At 73.7% G+C, this 21343-nt stretch carries 19 protein-coding genes; 12 read left to right on the top strand and 7 right to left on the bottom strand.

The genetic code is table 11. The features are described 5' to 3' along the window. Positions 1-20 precede the first annotated feature (20 nt). On the top strand, positions 21-1370 hold the full coding sequence (locus G339_RS0117025; protein WP_240489836.1) for a sensor histidine kinase: 1350 nt from the start codon (positions 21-23) through the stop codon (positions 1368-1370). Positions 1371-1433: 63 nt separating this feature from the next. On the opposite strand, the gene G339_RS36825 is transcribed toward G339_RS0117025, so the two are convergent. Further along, positions 1434-3077 (bottom strand): cyclic nucleotide-binding domain-containing protein, encoded by a 1644-nt coding sequence (locus tag G339_RS36825; RefSeq protein ID WP_019632287.1) that lies wholly within the window; start codon positions 3075-3077, stop codon positions 1434-1436. 777 nt (positions 3078-3854) lie between these two features. Between G339_RS36825 and G339_RS0117035 the strand changes: the two genes are divergently transcribed. Then, positions 3855-4727: a helix-turn-helix domain-containing protein gene (locus tag G339_RS0117035; RefSeq protein WP_019632288.1), complete on the top strand. Its 873-nt coding sequence runs from the start codon at positions 3855-3857 to the stop codon at positions 4725-4727. Between the two features lie 250 nt (positions 4728-4977). After that, positions 4978-5172, top strand: a complete 195-nt coding sequence (locus G339_RS0117040; RefSeq protein WP_019632289.1) for a DUF397 domain-containing protein — start codon at positions 4978-4980, stop codon at positions 5170-5172. Between the two features lie 89 nt (positions 5173-5261). Here G339_RS0117040 and disA read toward each other — a convergent pair whose 3' ends face one another. From disA to G339_RS0117065, 5 genes are all read right to left on the bottom strand, one after another. Further along, entirely contained in the window at positions 5262-6368 is a 1107-nt protein-coding gene (gene disA / locus G339_RS0117045) for a DNA integrity scanning diadenylate cyclase DisA (protein WP_026341533.1), read from the bottom strand. Positions 6369-6464: 96 nt separating this feature from the next. Next, positions 6465-7919 (bottom strand): DNA repair protein RadA, encoded by a 1455-nt coding sequence (radA, locus tag G339_RS0117050; RefSeq protein ID WP_019632291.1) that lies wholly within the window; start codon positions 7917-7919, stop codon positions 6465-6467. 58 nt (positions 7920-7977) lie between these two features. After that, positions 7978-8532 carry a sugar O-acetyltransferase gene (locus tag G339_RS0117055; RefSeq protein WP_019632292.1) on the bottom strand — a complete coding sequence of 185 codons (555 nt, stop codon included), beginning with the start codon at positions 8530-8532 and terminating at the stop codon, positions 7978-7980. A 106-nt stretch (positions 8533-8638) separates the two neighbouring features. Next, the gene (locus G339_RS0117060; protein ID WP_019632293.1) at positions 8639-9697 is read right to left on the bottom strand and encodes an alpha/beta fold hydrolase; all 1059 of its coding nucleotides are present in this window, start codon (positions 9695-9697) and stop codon (positions 8639-8641) included. Positions 9698-9840: 143 nt separating this feature from the next. Next, positions 9841-10539 (bottom strand): class I SAM-dependent methyltransferase, encoded by a 699-nt coding sequence (locus tag G339_RS0117065; RefSeq protein WP_019632294.1) that lies wholly within the window; start codon positions 10537-10539, stop codon positions 9841-9843. Positions 10540-10688: 149 nt separating this feature from the next. On the opposite strand from G339_RS0117065, the gene G339_RS0117070 reads away from it, so the two are divergent. From G339_RS0117070 to proC, 6 genes are all read left to right on the top strand, one after another. Next, complete coding sequence (locus tag G339_RS0117070; RefSeq protein WP_019632295.1) at positions 10689-11573, top strand: sugar phosphate isomerase/epimerase family protein; 885 nt, start codon at positions 10689-10691, stop codon at positions 11571-11573. Positions 11574-11674: 101 nt separating this feature from the next. Next, on the top strand, positions 11675-12313 hold the full coding sequence (locus G339_RS0117075; protein WP_026341534.1) for a TetR/AcrR family transcriptional regulator: 639 nt from the start codon (positions 11675-11677) through the stop codon (positions 12311-12313). A 125-nt stretch (positions 12314-12438) separates the two neighbouring features. Then, positions 12439-13785 carry an MFS transporter gene (locus G339_RS34075; RefSeq protein WP_019632297.1) on the top strand — a complete coding sequence of 449 codons (1347 nt, stop codon included), beginning with the start codon at positions 12439-12441 and terminating at the stop codon, positions 13783-13785. A gap of 101 nt (positions 13786-13886) precedes the next feature. Next, positions 13887-15020 (top strand): LCP family protein, encoded by a 1134-nt coding sequence (locus G339_RS0117085; protein ID WP_157407787.1) that lies wholly within the window; start codon positions 13887-13889, stop codon positions 15018-15020. A 72-nt stretch (positions 15021-15092) separates the two neighbouring features. Continuing rightward, positions 15093-16013 (top strand): proline dehydrogenase family protein, encoded by a 921-nt coding sequence (locus tag G339_RS0117090; protein WP_026341535.1) that lies wholly within the window; start codon positions 15093-15095, stop codon positions 16011-16013. Positions 16014-16062: 49 nt separating this feature from the next. After that, positions 16063-16857 carry a pyrroline-5-carboxylate reductase gene (gene proC, locus G339_RS0117095; RefSeq protein WP_019632300.1) on the top strand — a complete coding sequence of 265 codons (795 nt, stop codon included), beginning with the start codon at positions 16063-16065 and terminating at the stop codon, positions 16855-16857. Positions 16858-16932: 75 nt separating this feature from the next. Here proC and G339_RS0117100 read toward each other — a convergent pair whose 3' ends face one another. Then, on the bottom strand, positions 16933-18012 hold the full coding sequence (locus tag G339_RS0117100) for an alpha/beta hydrolase (RefSeq protein WP_019632301.1): 1080 nt from the start codon (positions 18010-18012) through the stop codon (positions 16933-16935). A 166-nt stretch (positions 18013-18178) separates the two neighbouring features. Here G339_RS0117100 and G339_RS0117105 point away from each other — a divergent pair, with 166 nt between their 5' ends. From G339_RS0117105 to G339_RS0117115, 3 genes are all read left to right on the top strand, one after another. Continuing rightward, positions 18179-19393, top strand: coding sequence for an acetoin utilization protein AcuC (locus G339_RS0117105; protein ID WP_019632302.1), 1215 nt, complete (start codon positions 18179-18181; stop codon positions 19391-19393). Further along, positions 19394-20230: a phosphatase gene (locus G339_RS0117110; RefSeq protein ID WP_019632303.1), complete on the top strand. Its 837-nt coding sequence runs from the start codon at positions 19394-19396 to the stop codon at positions 20228-20230. A gap of 335 nt (positions 20231-20565) precedes the next feature. Next, positions 20566-20769, top strand: coding sequence for a helix-turn-helix domain-containing protein (locus G339_RS0117115; protein ID WP_026341537.1), 204 nt, complete (start codon positions 20566-20568; stop codon positions 20767-20769). Positions 20770-21343: the final 574 nt, after the last annotated feature.

The raw sequence follows: 21343 nt of genomic DNA on the forward strand, positions 1-21343 counted from the left end.
CCTCACCCACGGGAGGACGGGTGATCGAACGGCGAGCATGGTCGATACGGCTGCGGATGACGCTGCTGACCACGATCATCACCGCCCTGGTCAGCGGCGTGGTGGCGATCCTGGTCATGGTGGCGACCCACGGCCGCGCCGACGACTACCGGCGCGAGAAGACGATCTCGGCGGCGCTGCGGCTCGTCCACGACGTCAAGCGCGGCACGCTCCCCGCCGTCCTGCCGCACGAGCGGGAGGCGCCGGTCCTCCAGGTGCTGGACAGCCGCGGCCGGATCGTCGCGGCGAGCCGGCAGGTGCGCGGCGGCCCGCGCGTCGCGTCGTTCGTCCCGCCCGAGGCGAGCGTCTACAGCTCGACGCGGCTGTGCCCGCCGCGCGGGCTGCAGCGGTGCATGAACGTCGTCGCGTTCCGCGTGTACCAGCCGGACGGCGACTGGATCGTGTACGCGGCGAGCAACACGGTGCCCTGGTACGTCAGCGTCGAGCTGGTGCTGTTCGTCGTCGGCCTCGCGCTGCTGCTGATCGGGCTGACGGCCCTGTCCACGTGGCGCACCGTCAACCGGACGCTCGCGCCGGTCGGGGCGATCCGGGCGGAACTGGCGGAGATCACGGCGACGTCGTCGGGGCGGCGCGTGCCCGTCCCCGCGACGCGCGACGAGATCCGGATGCTCGCCGAGACCGTCAACGCCACCCTGGACCGGCTCGACGTCGCGCTGGAGAAGCAGCGCCGGTTCACGTCCGACGCGTCCCACGACCTGCGCAGCCCCATCGCGGCGGCCCGCGCCCAGGTCGAGGAGGCGCTGATCGCGCCCGAGGAGGCGGACTGGGAGAACGTCGGCCACGCCGTCCTCAACAGCCTCGAACGGCTGCAGGCGATCGTCACCGACCTGCTGGAACTCGCGCGCCTCGACGCGGGCACCCGCTCCCACGACGAGGTCGTGGACCTCGCCGCGCTCGTGTCGATCGAGCTGGGCCGCGTCGAGCGGAGCAAGGAGGTCGTCCCCGACCTCCAGGTCGAGACGACGGTGCGCGGCGAGCGGCTGCGGCTCACGCGGCTGCTGACGAACCTGCTCGACAACGCCGAACGGCACGCCGAGTCCCGCATCGAGGTGCGGGTGCGGACGGAGGGCGACACGGCGGTCCTCGAAGTCGTCGACGACGGCGCGGGCATCGCGCCCGAGGACCGCGAGGTCGTCTTCCAGCGCTTCGCGCGGCTCAAGGACTCGCGCGAGCGGGACGCGGGCGGCACCGGCCTCGGCCTGCCGATCGCGCTGCAGGTCGCGCGGGCGCACGGCGGGACGCTGAGCATCGAGGACAGCGAGAAGGGCGCGCGGTTCGTGCTGCGCCTGCCGCGGGCGGCGCGCGCCTGAGAACACCGGCGGGGGGCCGGAACGGCGCGGGCGCTCCCCTCTCGCCCGTCGCCGGTCGTGCCGCTAGTCGCGGTCGGCCGCGCCCCACAACCGCATCCACGCGGTCATCCGGGCCTCCTTCACCTCGACCGGGACGCGCGTGAAGCGCGCCGGGGCGAGCCCGCCGACGCCGTCCGCCAGGACCGCGTCGTACACGAACTCCGAGGTGATGAAGCCGAGGTCCGCCCCGGTGGCGGCCATGCGCTCCTTGAGCGCGGCGGCGTCGATCATCCGGGCGGCCTGGATGATCGCCCGGCCGGACAGCCCCTCGGGATCGGGGATGACCGGGCCGACGTTGAGCGCGATCCGCAACTGGAACCCGACGGCCGCGCTCGACCGGTGGTTGTGGTCGCGCAGCGCGTCCGCGAGCGTGGCGAGCAGCGGGTCCACCGCGGCGCGCGGCGGGAAGTCCGCCGGGATCACGATGAACGCGCCGTCGCCGCGGTCCTCGCGGTGGCACGCCTCCCACGGGATGCCGGACCAGGCGAACGCCTCCCGGAGCCGGTCGTACATGACGCGGCGGACGTGGACGCGGTCCGCGTCGGTGCGGTGCGCGCCGCTGAACGCCGCCACGTCGGTGAACAGGATCGTGCTCATGCGGCCCGCCCACTGCGACGCGGGGCCGCCCACCGGCTGCGGGCGGAGCACCGGGCCGGGCGGCAGCCGGACGGCGAAGTCCGGGCGGGCCGCGGGCCGCTCGGGTTCGAGGACGATGAAGCGCGTCGGCTCGGCGCTTCCCGCGCCTACGGGCTCGGTCTCGTCCGCCGATCCCGGCCCGGCGTTCGCGTCAGACGGCCCGGTGCTCGGAGAACCCGGGTCGGCGTCCGGGCGCGTCTCCTCGTCCGCGGAGCCGTACGCGCGCGTGTAGACCTCGCCGGCCGACCACACCGGCCCCTCGGGCGGGACGGATTCGGCGGCGGACCCGGCGGGCTCGTAGTGGTCGCCGAGCCGCCACTCGCCGGTCGGCGGGAGGGCCGCCGCGTCGTCCCACGGCTCGGTCCACGGGCCGGTCGGCGGCCCGGTCGGCGGTTCGGCGTCGAGCGGGAGCGGGCGGGTCGGGCCGCCGGGCCCCGCGCTCGCGACGACCTCGTCCCCGCCGCGCAGGCCGCGCAGCGGGCCGGTCGCGATGTGGACGTCCTCGCCGGTGCCGGGCGGCACCTCCGCGAACGGGTGCTGGATCGTCAGCCGGACCCGGGTCAGCCGCTCGGGCGGCGGCCCCGCGTCGGCCCGCTCGATCCGGAGCCGCCGCGTGTACGGCTCGCGCTCGGCCAGCCCCCGCACGCTCGCGTGGACGACGTAGAACGCGGCGAGCAGCTCGGCCGGAATCCGCAGGACGCGGACCCGCTCCAGCGTCACGACCCCGGCGGACCGCGTCCGCCGCCGCAGCTCGCCGTGCTCGCCGATGAGGCTGCCCGGCCCGCGCACCGCGACGGTCGAGCGGCGGCCGTCACGTTCCACCCACACGCGGACGCTGCCCTCCCGCAGGACGAGCACGTGGTCGGCGACCGCGCCGGACTCCCACAGCACCCGCCCGGCGGGCACGGCCTCGTGCTCGCAGAGCCGGCTGAACTGGTGGCGCTGCTGCGGGGTCAGCGCGTCCCAGAAGGGGCGGCCGGGACGGTCGTCGGGCGGCGGAACCACGCCCCGCCGCGGGCGTTCGAAGGTCACCAACGAAGGCTCCTCGTCCGGCGGTCCGGGGGTGAGCCGGGCCGGACGGCCGGTGGAGCGGAGAACGGAATCGCGTGCATGTCGAGAACCCCTGTCCCGAAACGGCTCCCGATCCGGCACCTCGGACCGCCGGTCCCCAGGCGGACGGCGAGGGTGGGGGAATCCGGAGCATTCCACCTATGGCCTGCACCGTGCGGGCACGGTTAGACTTGGTGAGTCCGCCGAGCGCGTTTTACCTGGTCAGCGAGGTATTGACCCGGCGACTGCCATCGCCGGTCCCGTTCGCCGCACCGGGGACGCCGCCCGCGGTCTCCGCAAGGGCCGTCCTCCGTCCGATCCCCGATCCTTCCGGCGGCGAACCGACGATCGGGGGTGTGGGGGGCGGCTCTTTCGCTGCGCGCGGTGCGCGGGTTCCGCACCGCTCGTGGTCGGGGGGTGTGATCGTTTCGGCCTCCTGTCCCGCCGGTGTGAAGCCGTTGCCGCACCGGCCTGTCAATACTCCACTCGAGGCTACCACGCAATCCGCCGCGTGGCCTTTCGTTTCCTGGTAATCTGCTACATGGCACATTGAAGCATGGACGACCGCCACCCGACCAGATGCGAGGTGCGTTCTGTGCATAAAGCCACGTCAGCACGGTCGCCCGCACGAGGCGCGGGGTGCCGGACGCCGCACGAGGTGGCGTTCCGCCGCCGACGATTCCGACAGCAGGCACGACGCCATATGGCAGTCCGGCAGATGGCGGACCGCCGACCCGACGACCCGGAGTGACAATCGACATGGCGACTGACCAGGGGCCGATGGTCCAGAGCGCGCAACTGCGCACGGAACTCGTCCATCTCCGCAAGGAGAAGGGCCTCACGCAGGAGCAGGTCGCGAAGAAGCTCGACTGGAGCTCCTCGAAGCTCATCCGCATCGAGGGCGGGAAGAACGCGATCTCCCGCACCGATCTCCAGGCGCTGCTGCTCCAGTACGACGTCACGTCCGAATCCCGCCAGGAGAAACTGCAGGCGCTGGCGCGCGGCGCGCGCGAACCCGCCTGGTGGGCGCCGTACCGGGGCGAGTTCTCCGAGACGTACCTCAATTACGTGGGGTACGAGTCGGGCGCGTCCTTCGTCCGGCACTTCCAGGGGCTGATCATTCCGGGTTTGCTCCAGACGCCGGAGTACGCCGAGGTCATCGCGTCCGGAATCGTGGGGCCGGTGCAGGTCGGCACGGTCGTCAAGCTGCGGATGGAAAGGCAGCGCCGGATGGTCGAGCGCGAGAATCCGCCGCACCGGCTCTTCCTCATCGACGAGGCGACGATCCGCCGGCACGTCGGCGTCATGGTCGATCCTGGGATCATGCCGCGGCAGCTCCGCTCCATCGCCGACGACGCTGAGCGCGACGAACTGCTGACCGTCCGGGTGGTCCCTTTCTCGGTCGGGTCGCACAAGGGGCTTGAGGGCCCGTTCACGATCCTGGAATTCGACTCCGGGCTGAACGACGTCCTCTACCTGGAGGGGAGCCGGGCGGCGAGCGTCCTGTTCGCGGGGGACGAGACCCGGATCTCCGACTACCGGGGCGCGTTTGAGGACCTGCTCGACCTCTCGCTGCCCGAGGATCGTTCCATCGAGATGATCCGGGACGCGGCCGACCAGCTCATGGCCTGATCCGCGGGCCCGCGGGGACCGGAGGGGGTGGACGGAGACCACCAGGGCACAAGGCCGTTCGGCCGCATAGCGAGAACCTGATCTTGTGGCGCGCCGTAGGCGGGAGAACATCGACCGCCTACACTCGTGGACGGGAAATCATCCACAAGGTCGTGGTTTGCTGTGCCCTGTCCGGTATCGGCCTTCTGGAGAACAGCCATCTCGTCGATCAGCAGACAGGGCCCGCCGGCGACGGATGGAGGGTCACTGGATGACCGAGCAGATGAAGGACCTCTCCGAGCTCGGGTGGCGCAAGTCGAGCTGGAGCGAGAATGACGGATGCGTCGAGGTGGCGGGGCGCGTCCGGACGGTGATGGTGCGCGACTCGCACAATCCGAACGGTGGCGCGCTGGTCATCGCCGTCCCGCAGTGGCGCGTGCTGCTGCGCCGCCTCCGCGACGCCTGACCGCGGAACCCCGCGCTCCCCGAACCCCGGACTGAGGCCGAACCCGCCGCGCGGGCGTCCGTCCGCCCATCCGGGCGGGCGGGCGCCCGTCAGACGTAGCGCTCCAGGATCGACGACTCGGCCAGCCGCGACAGGCCCTCGCGGACGCTGCGGGCCCGCGCCTCGCCCACGCCGCCGACCGCCTGGAGGTCGTCGATGCTCGCCGCGAGCAGCTTCTGCAGGCCGCCGAACTGCTCCACCAGCCGCTCCAGCACCAGGTTCGGCAGCCGCGGCACCTTGGCCAGCAGGCGGAACCCCTTCGGGCTGACGGGCAGGTCGAGGGCGTCCGGACCGGCGAAGCCCATCACCTCCGCGACCGTCGACAGGTCCAGCAGCTCGTTCGCCGACAGGACGTCCAGCGCCGCGAGCACCGACTCCACGCCGTGCGCGGGCGGCGGCTCCGCGCCCGCGCGCTGCGGCTCGGCGGGCGGGTAGTCGCGGACGATCAGCTCGCGGTCGACGTCGACGCCCGACACCAGCTCGTCGAGCTGCAGGGACAGCAGCCGCCCGTCGGTGCCCAGCTCCACGACGTAGCCCTCGATCTCGTCGGCGATGCGGCGGACCATCTCCAGCCGCTGCACGACGGCGCTGACGTCCCGGACCGTGACCAGGTCCTCGATCTCCAGCGCCGACAGCGTGCCGGACACCTCGTCCAGCCGCAGCTTGTAGCGTTCGAGGGTCGCCAGGGCCTGGTTCGCCTTGGACAGGATCGCCGCCGAGTCCTCCAGGACGTAGCGGATGCCGTCCAGGTACAGCGCGATGATCCGCATCGACTGGCTGACCGAGATCACGGGATGGCCCGTCTGGCGCGCGACGCGCTCGGCCGTCCGGTGGCGCGTGCCGGACTCCTCGGTCGGAATGGTGGAGTCGGGGACGAGGTGGACCGCCGCCCGCTTGATGCGCATCCGCACGTCGTCGAGGACGATCGCGCCGTCCATCTTGGCGAGTTCGCGGAGCCGCGTCGCGGAGAACTCCACGTCGAGTTCGAAGCCGCCCGTGCAGAGCTCTTCGACCAGATCGTCGTAGCCGAGCACGATCAGCCCGCCGGTGTGGCCCCGCAGGATGCGCTCCAGACCGTCCCGGATCTGGGTGCCCGGGGCAACCGCGGCGAGCGTGGCTCGGCGTCGTTCGTCATGGCCCTTGTCGTGTGTTGGCACCTGGCCCCCGGGAGTTCGCTGGACGGCGTCAGTTTACCGAGCGGTCCCCCTGACCGGTTCGTCCCCTGGTCGCCAGTGTTCTCCAACCCCGTCCGGTCAGGGCGCGGTGAACGCCACCTGGAGGGCCTGGGTGAGGCTGTCGACCTCCATCACCTTCATGCCCTCGAAGCTCGACAACTGGGGGTCGGCGCGCTTGAGCGGGGAGCCGTCGCCGAGTTCCAGGGAGCCGCGCGGCACCACCGCGTACCGGAAGCCGAGCCGGGCCGCCTCGGCGAGCCGCCGCTGCACGCCCGGGACGATCCGCGCCTCTCCGGCCAGGCCGACCTCGCCGACCGCGATGAGGCTGCTCGACAGCGGCTGCTCGACGGTGGAGCCCGCGACGGCGAGGGCGAGCGCGAGGTCCACGGACGTCTCCGACAGCCGCACGCCGCCGACCGTCGAGACGTACACGTCCTGCTCGTGCATCGAGATCTTGCAGCGCTGCGCGAGGACGGCCAGCACCATCGCGACCCGCGACGTCTCCAGCCCCGACGACGCGCGGCGCGGCGACGGCAGGTGCGACTTGGCGACGAGCGCCTGCACCTCCGCGACGAGCGGGCGGCGGCCCTCCAGCGTCACCGTCACGCAGGTGCCGGGGACGGGCTCCTCACGGCGCGTCAGGAACAGGCCGCTCGGGTCGGGCAGGCCGACGATGCCGACCTCGGACAGGTCGAAACAGCCCAGTTCGTCCGTCGGGCCGTAGCGGTTCTTCACGGCGCGGATCATCCGGAGCCTGCTGTGCCGGTCGCCCTCGAAGTACAGGACGACGTCCACCAGGTGCTCCAGCAGGCGCGGGCCCGCGATGGCGCCCTCCTTGGTGACGTGCCCGACGAGCACGACCGTGATGCCGCGCTCCTTCGCGACGCGGATCAGGTTCGCGGCGACCTCGCGGATCTGCGTGACGCCGCCGGGCGCGCCGTCCACTTCGGCGGTGCCGATCGTCTGGATGGAGTCCACGACGAGCAGCGTCGGCTCGACCGACTCGACGTGCGCGAGGACGGCCGACAGCTCGGTCTCGGCCGCCAGGTACAGCGTGTCGGTGATCGCGCCGATGCGGTCGGCGCGCAGCCGGACCTGCTCGGCGGACTCCTCGCCGGTCACGTACAGGACGGGCCGGGGCTCGGCGGCCTCCGCCCCGGCGTCGGCGTCGCGGGCGGCGGCTGGGTTGGACGCGAGCGCCGCGACCTCCAGCAGCAGCGTGGACTTGCCGATGCCGGGCTCCCCGGCGAGCAGCAGCACCGCGCCGGGGACGATGCCGCCGCCGAGGACGCGGTCCAGCTCGTCCAGCCCGGTCGGCCGGGTGCGCGCGGACCGGACGTCGACCTGGCCGATCGGCCGCGCGGGCGCGCTGACGGCCCCGGCGGACACGACCCGCGCGGCCGTCGCCCCGGCGGCCTCCAGCACGGTGCCCCACACCTGGCACTCGCCGCACCGCCCGACCCATTTGGACGTCTGCCAGCCGCACTCCGAGCACCGGTAGGACGCCTTCGCGGCCGTCTTCGCCTTCGCCATGACAACGAACGCTACGTCCCGGCCCCGACATCCCGCACGCGACGGTCCGCGCGGTGGGTCAGAGGGTGCGGAGGACTCGGGCGGGGTTTCCGGCGGCGACGACGGCGGGCGGGACGTCCTTGGTGACGACCGCGCCCGCGCCGACCACGGCGTCGCGGCCGATCGTGACGCCGGGGCAGACGATGACGCCGCCGCCGAGCCAGGCGTTGTCCTCGACGCGGATCGGCCGCGCGGTCTGCCATTTGGCGCGGCGGCGGTCGGCGTCCGTGGGGTGCGCGGGGGTGAGGAGCTGGACGTTCGGGCCGATCTGGACGTCCGCGCCGATCGTGATGCCCGCCGCGTCCAGCATGATCGCGCCGAAGTTCACGAACGCGCCGTGCCCGAGGGCGACGCGGTGCCCGTAGTCCACGCGCAGCGGCGGGGCGACGTACGCGCCCTCGCCGAGGTCGCCGAGGAGTTCGGCGAGGACGGCGCGGCGGCCGTGCGGGTCGTCGGCGGGCCAGGTGTTGAACCGCTCGCACAGCCGCGCGGCGCGCAGCGCGTCGGCGGCGAGCTCGGGGTCGTCGGTGGTGAACGGCTCCCCGGCCAGCATGCGTTCCTTGTGGCCGCCCACGGCGTCCCCCTCGTTCGGCGCGTCCGGTCCCGTCTTGGAACGTTCCCATCCCGACCGGGCCGAAAGACCCGCGCGGCCGGGCACGACCCCGGCCGCGCGGCGGGCGTCACGGGTTCGCGGTCATCAGGGCCCGGCCGACCAGGTCGCCGAGGTGGTCGGAGACCGCGCCGGGCTTCTCCATCATCGCCATGTGGCCCGCGCCCGCGATGACCTCCAGCCGCGCGGACGGCACGCAGCGGGCGATCTTGACGCTGTGCCCCACGGGGGTGAGCATGTCGTGCTCCGCGCCGATGATCAGCGTCTCGACGCGGCCGAGGATGTCGCAGTCGCTGATCACGTCATGCGTGATCATCGAGTGGAAGAAGTCGATGAGCGCGTCCATCCGCGTGTCGGCCATCATCTGCTCGGCGAACGCGACCGCCGCCGGGCTCGCCTCCGGCCCGAACGCGATCAGGTCCTCGACGAGCATCGACCCCTCGCGGCCGAGGTGCCGCACCTTCTCGATCAGCGGCGCGCCCGCGCCGACGGCGCGCAGCGTGCGCGGCAGCACCCGCTGGGTGACGCGGGCGATGGCGGCGGGCATCCCGAGCGTCACCGCGCCGAGCTCGCCGGAGGACGTGCAGACGAGCCCGGCCGCGACGACGCGGTCGCCGAACAGCTCCGGGTACTCGTCGGCGAACCGCATGATCGTCATGCCGCCCATCGAGTGGCCGACCAGCACGATCGGCATCCCCTCGGGGACCGTCTGCTCGATGACGTCGTGCAGGTCGTGGGCGAGGCGCGGCAGGCCGTAGTCGTCGCGCGCGCCGCCCTCGGAGCGGCCGTGGCCGCGCTGGTCCCAGAAGACGAGGCGGCCGAGGCCGCGCAGCGCCTTGCGCTGGAAGTGCCAGGAGTCCTGGGTGAGCGTCCAGCCGTGGGAGAACACGACGGCGAGCTTGGCGTCGTCGTCGCCGTCCACCTCGGCGTACAGGCGCGTGCCGTCCTGGGCGCGGACGGGCGTCGGCCGGCCCCGCAGCGAGCCGAACGGCTCGCCCGCGAACGGGTCGGGGCGGAGCTGGAGCCGCCGGACGGCGCGGCGCTGCGCGGCGAACCCGGCTCCGGCGGCGCCCGCGCCCAGCGCGGTCGCGGCGAGGATGTTGCGGCTGGTCCTGGCGGCTCGGCCCATGTTCCCGACCTTCCCTGTCTTCGCTGTCGCGCACCCGTCCCCGCGGTGCGGGGCCGCGCGCGGGTGGCCCGGCGGGGTCGACCGCCGGGAACCGGCTCATTGTTGTACAGCGGGCCAGTAGAGGGCCACCCCGGGGCCGCCCGCTAGGAGCAACGCCACCACAGGTTGACGGCGTAGTCCACGTCGGTGCCCGAGTGCTCGGCGAGGAACCGGTCGGCGAGGTCGGCGGGGAACTCGATGCGCAGCACCGCCGCCAGGTCGTCGCGGGAGCCGAAGGACCAGCGGATCAGCAGCGGCTCGCGGGCGAAACCGCGCCGCGTCCAGAACTTCTCGACCTTCTCCGGGTCGTAGGACGGGAGCCAGCGCCGGAACCAGCCGCCGAACGTCGAGCGCGTCGCGTCGTTGTCCACGACGAACACCGCGCCGCCGCGCCGGACGACGCGGTCCAGCTCGGCCAGGCCCGGCTCGCAGCCGGGGCCGAAGAAGTACGCCCACCGCGCGTGGACGACGTCCACCGACGCGTCCGGCAGCGGCAGCGCCTGCGCCGCGCCGACCCGGACCGCCACCGACGGCAGGTCCGCGACGCGGCGGCGCGCGGCGGCGGCCAGACCCGAGTGGGGTTCGACGCCGATCACCCGCGCGGCGTCGCGGGCGAACACCGGCAGGTGGAAGCCGGTTCCGCAGCCGACGTCCAGGACGGTCGCGCCGGTCCACGGCCGCCGGGCGCGCATCGCCGCCTCGATCAGGCCGTCCGGGTCGACGGCGCGGTTCTCGATCTCGTAGACGCGCGGGGCGTTCCAGATGTTGGGGCTCGGGACGGCCCCCGGAGCGATCTCGGGCACGTCTGGCGAGCGTAGCCGCGGAGCGCCGCACGAAATCCAGATCACGGTACGGAAAGGATTAATTCCGGGCACGATGAGCATAGGCTTCGACCAGAGCCACGGAACACTTACCGCGACACCACCTTCCGCGAACCTTCGGCGAGGGAGCCTTGACCCCGCAGCACAACGGCGCGGCGGCGCCGGTCCTCCGCGTCCCGGACGCTCCGATCACGCTGTCCACCGCGTCGGTCTACCCGGAGAAGGCGCCGAGCGCGTTCGAGATCGCGGCGCTGCTGGGGTACGACGGCGTCGAGGTGATGGTCTCCACGGACGCGTCCTCGCAGGACCTCACCGTGCTGCGCCGCCTGTCGGACTACCACGGCGTGCCGATCCGCTCGATCCACGCGCCGTGCCTGCTGCTGACCCAGCGCGTCTGGGGGCGCGACCCGTGGGGGAAGCTGATCCGCTCCAAGGAGGTCGCCGAGGAGCTGGGCGCGGAGGTCGTGGTCGTCCATCCGCCGTTCCGCTGGCAGCGCGAGTACGCGCGCGAGTTCGTGCGGGGCCTGGCGAAGATGCAGGACGAGACGGACGTCAGGTTCTGCGTCGAGAACATGTTCCCGCTCAAGGCGCGCGGCGCGGAGGCGGGCATGTACCTGCCCGACTGGAACCCCGTCGACCAGGACTATCCGCACGTCACGCTGGACCTCTCGCACACGGCGGTGTCGGGGTCGGACGCGCTCGACATGGCCGACCGGCTCGGCGACCGACTCCGCCACATCCACCTCGCGGACGGCGTCGGCCTGCCCAACAAGGACGAGCACCTGGTGCCGGGGCGCGGCTCGCAGCCGTGCGGGCCGATGCTGGAGCGGCTCGCGGAGGGCGGGTTCCACGGGCACGTCGTGCTGGAGGTAAACACGCGGCGCGCGCCGTCCCGCGAGGACCGGGTGGACGACCTGGCCGAGGCGCTGGCGTTCGCGCGGCTGCACCTGGCCGCGTCGGGGCGGGTGTGGGAGGTCTCCTCGGCGGGCGAGGTCACGCGGCGCGAGCGCGGCTGACGCGCCGCCCGTCCGTCAGCCCGGCCCGTTGGGAAATCCTCAGTAGGACGAAGCCGCCTGATATTGCATCGTTCGGTGTAGAACTGTTAGCGTCCCGGATCATGGCGAGACCACGCTCCTTCGACGAGGCCGCCGTCCTGGACGCCGCCATGCGCGCCTTCTGGGACGGCGGCTACGAGGCGACCAGCACGCGCGACCTGTGCGCCGCCGTCGGACTCGACCGCAGCAGCGTCTACAACGCGTTCGACAGCAAGCGCGGGCTGTTCCTGCGCGCGCTCGCCCGGTACCTCGACACGATGGCGGCCGGGCAACTGGAGCTGCTGGAGGACGTCGGGCTGTCCGGCTTCGAGCGCGTCCGCGCCCTGTTCGATCGCATCATCGAGTCCGACGCCGAGGCGCGACGGGCGTCCGGGGGCCAGCACACGGCGCTCGGCTGCCTGGGGGTGAACAGCACCGTCGAACTGGCGGCGCGCGACCCGGACGTCGCCCGGCTGCTGGACCGCGACCTCGCCCGCCGCCACGCCGCCCTGCGCGCCGCCGTCGCCGCGGGCCAGCGCGCGGGCGACATCCGCTCCCCGCGCGCCCCCGACGACCTGGCCCGCTACGTCAACACGGTGATCGCCGGAATGCGCGTGGCGGCCCAGGGCGGCGCGGACTCGACGGCCCTGCGCGCCATCGCGTCCGTCGCGTTGGACGGGCTGAATCCGGCGCCGTCGCCCGCCGCCGATCCGTCCGGATGAGTGTCGGGCTTCGGCGTTCCGAGTCCTCGTGCGGCGGTTCCTGAGCCGCAGGGGTGCTCGTGCGCGCGCCTGGCTTTCGTGTGTCCTTATTTTGCACTGAATGATCTAGAACTGGAGTACCCCGCATGCCGCGTTCCGTCTATCTGCTCGCGCTGGGCATCTTCACGATGGTCACCAGCGAGTTCGCCGTCGCGGGACTGATGCCGCAGATGGCGGCCGGGCTCGACACGACCGTGCCGCGGATCGGCTACCTCATCACCGCGTTCGCGGTGGCGATGGCCGCCGGTGGGCCGTTCCTGGCGGTGCCGCTGCTGCGGCTGGCCCCGCGGACGGCGCTGCTCGTGCTGTTCGGGATCTTCCTGGCGGGGAACGTGCTGGCCGCCGTCGCGCCGACGTACGCGGCCATGCTCGTCGCGCGCGTCGTCACCGGGGCGGCGTCGCAGGCGTTCTTCGGCGTCACGATCGCGCTCGCCGCCCGGCTGACGCCCCCGGACCGGCGCGGCCGCGCCGTCGCCGTCGTCCTCAACGGGCTGATGGTCGGGACGCTCCTCGGCCTGCCGCTCGCGACGCTGCTCGGCGAGCGGTTCGGCTGGCGGTCGGCGTTCTGGGCGGTCGGCGCGCTGACGCTCGTCGCGGCCGCCGCGACCCGGCTGGGCGTGCCGCCGGTGCGCGGCGCGGCGGACGGGGCCCCGCTCCGCGACGAACTGCGCGTCCTCGCCCGGCCCGCGCTGCTGCTCGCGCTCCCCACCAGCACGCTCGCCATCGGCGCGACGTTCGCCGCGTTCAGCTACCTCAACCCGATCCTCACCGGGCCGACCGGGTTCTCCACCGGCACCGTCCCGCTGCTGCTCATCGCGTACGGGGCCGCGACCGTCGCGGGCAACGCGGTCGTCGGGCGGCTCGCGGACCGGCGGACCGTCCCGGTGATCGCCGCCGCGCTCGCGCTGAACGCCCTGTTCCTCGCCGGGTTCGCGGTCGCGGCCGGGACGCCCGTCGCCGCCGTCGCGTGCATGCTCGGCGTCGGGCTCGTCGGCGTGACCGTCAACCCGGCCCTGGCCGTGCGCGTGCAGCGGCTCGGGAACGGCGGCCCGCTGGTGAACACCGTCCACACGTCGTTCATCACGCTCGGCGTCATCGTCGGGTCGCTCGGCGGAGGACTCGCCCTGGACGCCCACGGCCTGCGCGCCCCGCTCTGGCTCGGCGCGGCGCTCGCGGCACTCGGCCTGCTCACCCTCGTCCCCGACGCGCTCCGCGCGGTGGCGGCCCGCCGCCCGCAACGGCCGACCACCGACCCCGCGACCGACCCGGCCCACCGCACCGTCACCGATCCCGCCAACGGACCTGCGGCTCCCGCCACGATCAAGCCCGCGGACGAAGCCGCGGCCTCCACCACGGTCAAGCCTGCGAACGGGCCCGCGGACCGGACCCCCTGCGGGGTCGCAGGACGGATGGCCGCCGAGGCCGAAGGCTAGCCCGCCGCCGCCCGCACCCGGCCCCGCGCGGGCCGGGGAAGGTCGACCGGCCAGGGGAAACGGCTGATTTGGGGGTGTTCTGGCTGGTAATCTCGCCCGCCATGACCACACCTCCGCCGCCCTCCGGCCCCGAGCGCGCCGCCGTCGAGGCCGGGGCGGCGGAAAGGCCCGCCGACCCCGGCGGTCCCGAAGGGCCGGCCGCCGAGACCGGGCACCGCAAGCCGCGCAGGCGGCGCTGGCCGCGCGTGCTCATCGGCGTCGGCGTGTTCCTCGTCATCGTCGTGCTCGGCGTCGCCGGCCTGGTGTGGCAGCGCGAGAGTTCCTACAACGGGAACATCGACCGGCTGCACGGCGTCATGCCCGGCGACGCGGACCGCCCCGGCCCGGGCGCGGTCGGGACGGAGAACTGGCTGCTCGTCGGCTCCGACACCCGCGCGAAGATCGGCACGACCGGCGGCGGCGACGTCCAGTGGAAGCCGGGCGCGCAGCGCTCGGACACGATCATGCTGCTGCACCTGCCCGCCGACCGGAAGAAGGCGTACGTCGTCTCGTTCCCGCGCGACTCGTGGGTGAACGTCCCCGGCTACGGCGCGCAGAAGATCAACGCGGCGTTCTCCTACGGCGGTCCGCCGCTGCTGATCAAGACCGTCGAGAAGCTCACCGGCATCCGGATCGACCACTTCGGCGCGATCGACTTCAACGGCTTCAAGACGATGACGGACGCGCTCGGCGGCGTCACGGTCACGATCAAGAAGGACGTGTACGACCCGATGCGCCACGTCGAGTGGTCCGCCGGGACGCACAAGCTGAACGGCGAGCAGGCGCTGACGTTCGTCCGCCAGCGCTACAACCTCCCCAACGGCGACTTCGACCGGATCAAGCGCCAGCAGGCGTTCATCGGCGCGCTCGCCAAGAAGGCCGCCGACGGCGGAACCCTCAGCAACCCCCTGAAACTGGACCGGTTCCTGTCGGCGTTCACCAAGTCGATCAGCGTGGACGACGGCGTCACCGCGGGCAAGCTGCGCTCCCTCGCGCTGAGCATGCGCCACGTGCGGGCGTCCGACATCACGTTCCTGACCACCCCGAACCGGGGCAGCGCCCGGCGCGGCAAGCAGAGCGTCGTCCTGCTGGACAGGACGAAGGCCCGCGCGCTGTTCGAGGCCGTCCGGACGGCCGACATGGCGGGATACATGCGGACCCACGGCGGCGGAAACCAATTGGGCACCGTTTCGTGATCCGCACGCCCGTCCGGGTATGTCCCGGATGATGGCCGGACGGGGGCGCTCCGGCCGACAGGGGGAGGGGCCGTGCTCCGTCAGGCATTGCAGGCCGTCTCGATCAGCCCGCGGGCTCAGGCGCTGGTCGAGCGGGCGCCGCTGACGCGCGACGTCGTCCACCGCTTCATCGCGGGCGAGACGATGGACGAGGCGCTGCGGGCGACCGATGAGATCGTGACCAAGGGGCTGCTGGTCAGCCTCGACGTCCTCGGCGAGGACACCCGCGACGCCGACCAGGCCGACCGGACCGTCCGCTACTACGAGGACCTGCTCCACCGGCTCGCGGACGCGAACGTGTCCGACCGGGCCGAGGTCTCGCTGAAACTGACCGCCGTCGGCCAGGCGCTCGACCCGGACCTGGCGCTCGACAACGCGCGCCGCGTCTGCGAGGCCGCGCGCGCGGCGGGCACGACCGTCACCATCGACACCGAGGACCACACGACCGTCGAGTCCACGCTCGAATCCGTCCGCGAGCTGCGCCGGGACTTCCCGAGCACCGGTGCGGTGATCCAGGCGTACCTGCGGCGGGCCGAGGAGTTCTGCGCGGACCTGGCGTTCGACGGGTCGCGGGTCCGGCTGTGCAAAGGCGCGTACGGCGCGCCCGAAGAGGTGGCGTTCACGCGCCGCGAGGACATCGACAAGTCCTACGTCCGCTGCCTGAAGGTCCTGATGGCGGGCAAGGGCTACCCGATGGTCGCCACTCACGACCCGCGGCTCATCGACATCGCGGGCGCGCTCGCCGTCCTCAACGAGCGCGGCACCGACACCTTCGAGTACCAGATGCTGTACGGCATCCGGCCGCAGGAGCAGACGCGCATCGCCCGGTCCGGCGCGCGGATGCGCGTCTACGTCGCCTACGGCACCGAGTGGTACGGCTACTTCCTCCGCCGCCTCGCCGAACGCCCCGCCAACCTGGCGTTCTTCGTGCGCTCGGTCGTCACCCGGGACTGACGCGCCGCTAGGGTGGACGGGTTCTGAACCCCCACGGCGAGGTGCGTTGATGATCGCGATTCTGGGTGCCGGGAAGATGGGCGAGGCGCTGCTGTCCGGCGTGCTGCGGGCCGGTCTGCGCCCCGGCGAGATCGTCGCCACCGCCCGGCGCGAGGAACGGCGGTCGGTGCTGCGCGAGCGGTACGGGATCGAGGTCCTGGGCAACGAGGACGCGGCGCGCACCGCCGACACGCTCGTCCTCGCGGTGAAGCCGCAGGACATGAACGCGCTGCTCGCCGAGATCGGCCCGCACGTCGGCCCGGACACGCTCGTGATCTCGATGGCGGCGGGGATCACGGCCGCGTTCATCGAGGAACGGCTGGCGGACGGCGTCCCCGTGGTCCGCGTCATGCCGAACACCCCCGTCCTGGTGGACCAGGCGATGAGCGTCGTGTCGGCGGGCGCGCACGCGGGTGAGGAACACCTGAAACTCGCCGAGGAACTGCTGAGCCCGGTCGGGAAGGTGCAGCGCATCCCCGAGTCGCTGCAGGACGCGGCGACGGCGCTGTCGGGCAGCGGCCCCGCCTACTTCTACTTTCTCGTCGAGGCGATGGTCGACGCGGGCATCCTGCTCGGCATGCCGCGCGCGGCCGCGCTGGAGCTGGTGGTCCAGTCGGCGGTGGGCGCGGCGACGATGCTCCGCGAGACCGGCGAGCACCCCGTCCTGCTGCGGGAGGCGGTGACGTCCCCGGCGGGCACGACGATCGCGGCGATCCGCGAGCTGGAGCGGCACGGCGTCCGCGCCGCCGTGCTGGAGGCGCTGGAGGCGGCCCGCGACCGGGGCCGCGAACTCGCGGGCGGCTGACCCGGCCGGTTGGCGAGGTCCCCCACGCGGACCCGTCACGGGGGTCGCGAGCCCGCGCGGGGGCACCTCAGATCATCAGGCGACCGCGGCCTCCCCGGGCGCGGGGGTCGCGGTGACGGCGCGGACGAACCGCGCGGTCTCGCGCATCGCGGTGCTCGCCTCGGGCGTGAGCCGGTTGAGGATCTGGAAGACGTGCATCTGCCCGTTCCAGACCTGGATCTCGCAGCTGCCGCCCGCGTCGCCGATCGCGCGGGCGAGCGCCTCGGCCTCGGGGCGCAGGACCTCGGCGCCGCCCACCTGGATCAGCACCGGCGGGGCGCCGGTCCAGGGGGCCGCGAGCAGGGCCAGCCGCGGGTCGTCGAATCCGGCGGACCCCACGACGAGGCGCGCGACGCGGCGGGCCGCCGTCGCGCTGATGTACGGGTCGCGGGCGGTGAGCTGCTCGCGCACCGACAGCTCGCACGTCAGGTCGACCCAGGGGGAGAACAGCACGGTCCCGGCGGGGTTCGGCAGCCCGGTGCGGACGATCTCGGCGGTCAGCGCGGCGGCCAGGTGCCCGCCCGCCGAGTCCCCGGCGAGCACGATCCCGGACGCGGGGACGCCGCGCCGCAGCAGCCACTCGTACGCCGCGACGGCGTCCTCCAGCGGCGCGGGGAACGGGTGCTCGGGGGCCAGCCGGTAGTGCGGGACGAGCACGGGCAGGCCCGTGTCGGCGGCGAGCCGGGACGTGATGGGCCGGTGCGTGCGCGGCGAGCAGACGACGTACCCGCCGCCGTGCAGGTAGAGGATCGCGCCGGGCGGCCGCCCGTCCGGCGCCTCGCGGGGCACGACCCACTCGCCGGCGACGGCCGGGCGGTCGGGGCCGTCCTCGACGCGCGGGTCGTGGATCCGCCGCACGCGGACGCGCCCGTCGCCGGGCAGCAGCATCGCCGCCGCGTCCACCGTGGTGCGGGCGGTGCGCAGGCTCATCGCGTGGCCGGGGACGTGGTGGATCACCGGGTACATGCCGAGCCGCAGCACGCCGGCGATCACGCGGCTGCGGCGGGTGGGGCGCAGTTCGTAGGGGGCTGGCTTCGCCGGGGCGGCGGGCCGTGGTGCGGCCGTCGGCAGCGGAGTCACCCCGGCGGACCGCGTCGGGCGCGGTGGCGCGTTCATCGGCCGCTCCTTGGGGTGTTCTTCGGTCGGTGTAACTTTCATGCCCGCTTGCGTGCCGTGGCTCACGTCACAACTTTGTTACCGGATGGCCCGGTTTAGTGATCTTCTTGGGGTATCGGGCGAGGTCGGGGCGTCCGGCCCCGGAGCCGGGCGCTACCGTGAGGGCATGAGCAGCCTCGCGCCTGGACCGTCCACCGAGGGCTGCGGGCTGCGGGTCCTGTGGGACGAGCGTCTGACCTCCTACGACTTCGGCCCCGGCCATCCGATGAACCCCGTCCGCGTCGAGCTGGCGATGGCGCTCGCCCGCGAACTCGGCGTCCTCACCGCGCCCGGCGTCACCGTGGAACGCTTCGACGCCGCCGACGACGCGCTGCTGCGGCTCGTCCACGACGAGGAGTACATCGCCGCCGTCCGGCACGCCGGGCAGACCGGCCTCGCCGAGGAGCGGCACGGCCTCGGCACCGCCGACAACCCCGTCTTCCTCGGGATGCACGAGGCGGCCGCGCTGGTCGCGGGCGCGTCCGTCGCGGGCGCGCGCGCCGTGTGGACCGGCGAGACCCCGCACGCCGCCAACATCGCGGGCGGCCTGCACCACGCGCTCGCGGGCGCGGCCAGCGGGTTCTGCGTCTACAACGACCCCGCCGTCGCCATCGCGTGGCTGCTGGAGAACGGCGCGGAGCGCGTCGCGTACGTGGACGTGGACGTCCACCACGGCGACGGCGTCCAGGCCGCGTTCTACGACGACCCCCGCGTCCTCACGATCAGCCTCCACGAGACGCCGCGCACCCTGTTCCCCGGCACCGGCTTCCCCAGCGAGACCGGCGGGCCCGGCGCGCACGGGACGGCCGTCAACGTCGCGCTGCCGCCCGGCACCGGCGACGCCGCCTGGCTGCGCGCGTTCGACGCCGTCGTCCCCGCCGCGCTGCGCGCGTTCCGGCCGCAGATCCTCGTCACCCAGCACGGCGCGGACGCGCACGCCCTCGACCCGCTCGCCCACCTGCTGCTCACCGTCGACGGCCAGCGCACCGCGTACGCCGCGCTGCACCGCCTCGCGCACGAGGTCGCGGGCGGCCGCTGGCTGGCGACCGGCGGCGGCGGGTACGAGCTGGTGCAGGTCGTCCCGCGCGCGTGGACGCACCTGCTCGCCGAGGCGGCCGGGCGGCCCCTCGACCCGGCCGCCGAGACCCCCGCGGACTGGCGCGAGCTCGTCCGCGGCCGCACCGACGAGGTCGCCCCCCGCCGCATGACCGACGGCTCGGCGACGGTGGAGTTCCGCCGCTGGGAGACCGGCTACGACCCGGCGAACCCGGTGGACCAGGCGATCCTCGCGACGCGCCGCGCCGCCTTCCCTGAGCTGGGACTCGACCCTCTGGAGACCTGAATGGCGCCCGACCGCGCGGAGCTGCGCGCGCACCTGATCGGCACGATGATCGCGGGCGACGTCGCGACGCCCCGGCAGAACAACCTGCTGCACTTCCGGCGGATGGCGGGCGGCGACCCGTACTACCAGTTCGGCCTGAAGTTCGACCGGGAGTGGACCGAGCGGGACGTGCTGGCGGTCATGGTCGAGCGCTGCGGCGTCGACGCGAACCCGATGCACCTGTACGGCGACGACACGATCGACCCCGACCGCACGCTGGACGCGCTGGAGGCGATGGGCGACCGGATCGGCCGCGCCGCGCGGGACCGCGCGACGGTCGTGCTCGCGACGGGCCACCCGGCGACGCTGACGCCGCTGTACGAGGACGTCGCGCGGTTCCTGGCCGAAGCGGGCTGCCGCGTCCTGCGCCCGGCGGACGGCTGGACGTACCAGGTCCGCGACTGGCGGGGCGCGCCGGAGCCGCGGCGGCTGGTGTACGCGCTCGCCGGGGTCGCGATGCTCGTGGACGAGTGGGGGCGGGTCCAGCACACGCACGACCCGGACCCGATGGAGGCGATGCTCGCCGAACTCGCGGCGGCCGGGGTCGATGACGCCGGGAAACCAAGCGTTTGGCCGGATCTGGCCATCGCGGACCACGGCTGGGCCGGCGCGGCGGGCCAGGCCGGGATCGACACCGTCGGGTTCGCGGACTGTAACGACCCGGCGCTGTTCGTCGGCGCGGCCGAGGGCAAGATCGACGTCGTCGTCCCGCTCGACGACGGGGTGTCTCCCCAGCACTACGAGCCGATGACGGCCTACCTGCTCGCCTGCGCCCGGCGGGCGGCCGCGCGCGGCTGAGGCGTCCGGGTCACCTCCGCGACGGCATATCGTCACCTTCCGTGACGAGATCGCCGGGGCCGAACCCTCGCGGCGCGCCGCCACCCCTGTGCATGATGGAGTCGCAGGTCATCGACGGTTCGGATGGCGCCGCCGGGCGACGTGTGACGCTCCGTCACCTCCTCGCCGCGCGCCTGCGCAAGGGCATTGTGACCGATTCGCCAGGTCCGGAGACGGAAATGGGTGGAACTCCCCTCTTGCGACTGTCGATGCACGATTTACGCTGAGGGAGTACACGTGCGTGATCAAAGTCACCCGGAGGGCCGGTGCGCGGCACGTGTGGAAGAGGGCGTCCGATGAGCTCAGGCGAGCGGCCTCTGAGTGAGGTCAGGTTCCTGACCGTCGCCGAAGTGGCGGCGGTGATGCGGGTGTCCAAGATGACCGTCTACCGACTCGTCCACTCGGGCGAACTGCCCGCGATCCGCGTGGGCCGTTCGTTCCGGGTCCCCGAGCAGGCCGTCCACGAGTACCTGCGCGACGCGTACATCGAAGCCGGATGACGCGCCGCCCCCCGCGCACCCGCGGGCGCGGGGGAGACCGGGACGAGGACGGCCGGGGGCCGGACGGGCGACGTGCGGCATCCACCGCGGCACGACCAGCGAAGGCGAGGAACGACGAGACAGGCGGAACGGACCGGCGGCGCCTCGCCGGCCGGTTCCGCGCCCGCGACCCGCGGCGCGCGTTACCCGGCGTGCCGCACCCTCGCCGGGCCGCGGCACGGATTGTTCGCGCGGGTCCGCGGTGCCCGTCCGCGGCGCGCCTCCGCGTCAGCCGCCCACGGCACGGGTGCGTGGGACAGGCCCGCGCCACGGACGTGCGACGAGGGCGCGCGGGCCGGTACCACCCTGGCCAACCGGCGCTCGCCCGACCGTCTCCGCCCGCGCCGACCGCGTCGGTAACCCGGCGGCGGTGCGCCCGCGAGCGTTGAATGTCGGCGACCCGGGCCACGGGCACCACCCTGGCCGACCGGCGCTCGCCCGATCGTCTTGGCGGACGCTGACTGCGTCGGTAGCCCAGTGGCGTCATTCCCGTGAGCGCGAGTGTTGCGGCAATGCCGACCGTGGGCCAGAGCAC

The sequence above is a fragment of the Actinomadura atramentaria DSM 43919 genome (assembly GCF_000381885.1).
Taxonomy (GTDB): Bacteria; Actinomycetota; Actinomycetes; order Streptosporangiales; family Streptosporangiaceae; genus Spirillospora; species Spirillospora atramentaria.

Coding starts and splice junctions, on each gene's coding strand:
- G339_RS0117110 (WP_019632303.1), top strand. CDS start 19,394: ATGGCGCCCGACCGCGCGGAGCTGCGCGCGCACCTGATCGGCACGATG.
- G339_RS0117105 (WP_019632302.1), top strand. CDS start 18,179: ATGAGCAGCCTCGCGCCTGGACCGTCCACCGAGGGCTGCGGGCTGCGG.
- G339_RS34075 (WP_019632297.1), top strand. CDS start 12,439: ATGCCGCGTTCCGTCTATCTGCTCGCGCTGGGCATCTTCACGATGGTC.
- G339_RS0117115 (WP_026341537.1), top strand. CDS start 20,566: ATGAGCTCAGGCGAGCGGCCTCTGAGTGAGGTCAGGTTCCTGACCGTC.
- G339_RS0117040 (WP_019632289.1), top strand. CDS start 4,978: ATGACCGAGCAGATGAAGGACCTCTCCGAGCTCGGGTGGCGCAAGTCG.
- G339_RS0117060 (WP_019632293.1), bottom strand. CDS start 9,697: ATGGGCCGAGCCGCCAGGACCAGCCGCAACATCCTCGCCGCGACCGCG.
- G339_RS0117085 (WP_157407787.1), top strand. CDS start 13,887: ATGACCACACCTCCGCCGCCCTCCGGCCCCGAGCGCGCCGCCGTCGAG.
- G339_RS0117075 (WP_026341534.1), top strand. CDS start 11,675: ATGGCGAGACCACGCTCCTTCGACGAGGCCGCCGTCCTGGACGCCGCC.
- radA (WP_019632291.1), bottom strand. CDS start 7,919: ATGGCGAAGGCGAAGACGGCCGCGAAGGCGTCCTACCGGTGCTCGGAG.
- G339_RS0117035 (WP_019632288.1), top strand. CDS start 3,855: ATGGCGACTGACCAGGGGCCGATGGTCCAGAGCGCGCAACTGCGCACG.
- proC (WP_019632300.1), top strand. CDS start 16,063: ATGATCGCGATTCTGGGTGCCGGGAAGATGGGCGAGGCGCTGCTGTCC.
- G339_RS0117100 (WP_019632301.1), bottom strand. CDS start 18,012: ATGAACGCGCCACCGCGCCCGACGCGGTCCGCCGGGGTGACTCCGCTG.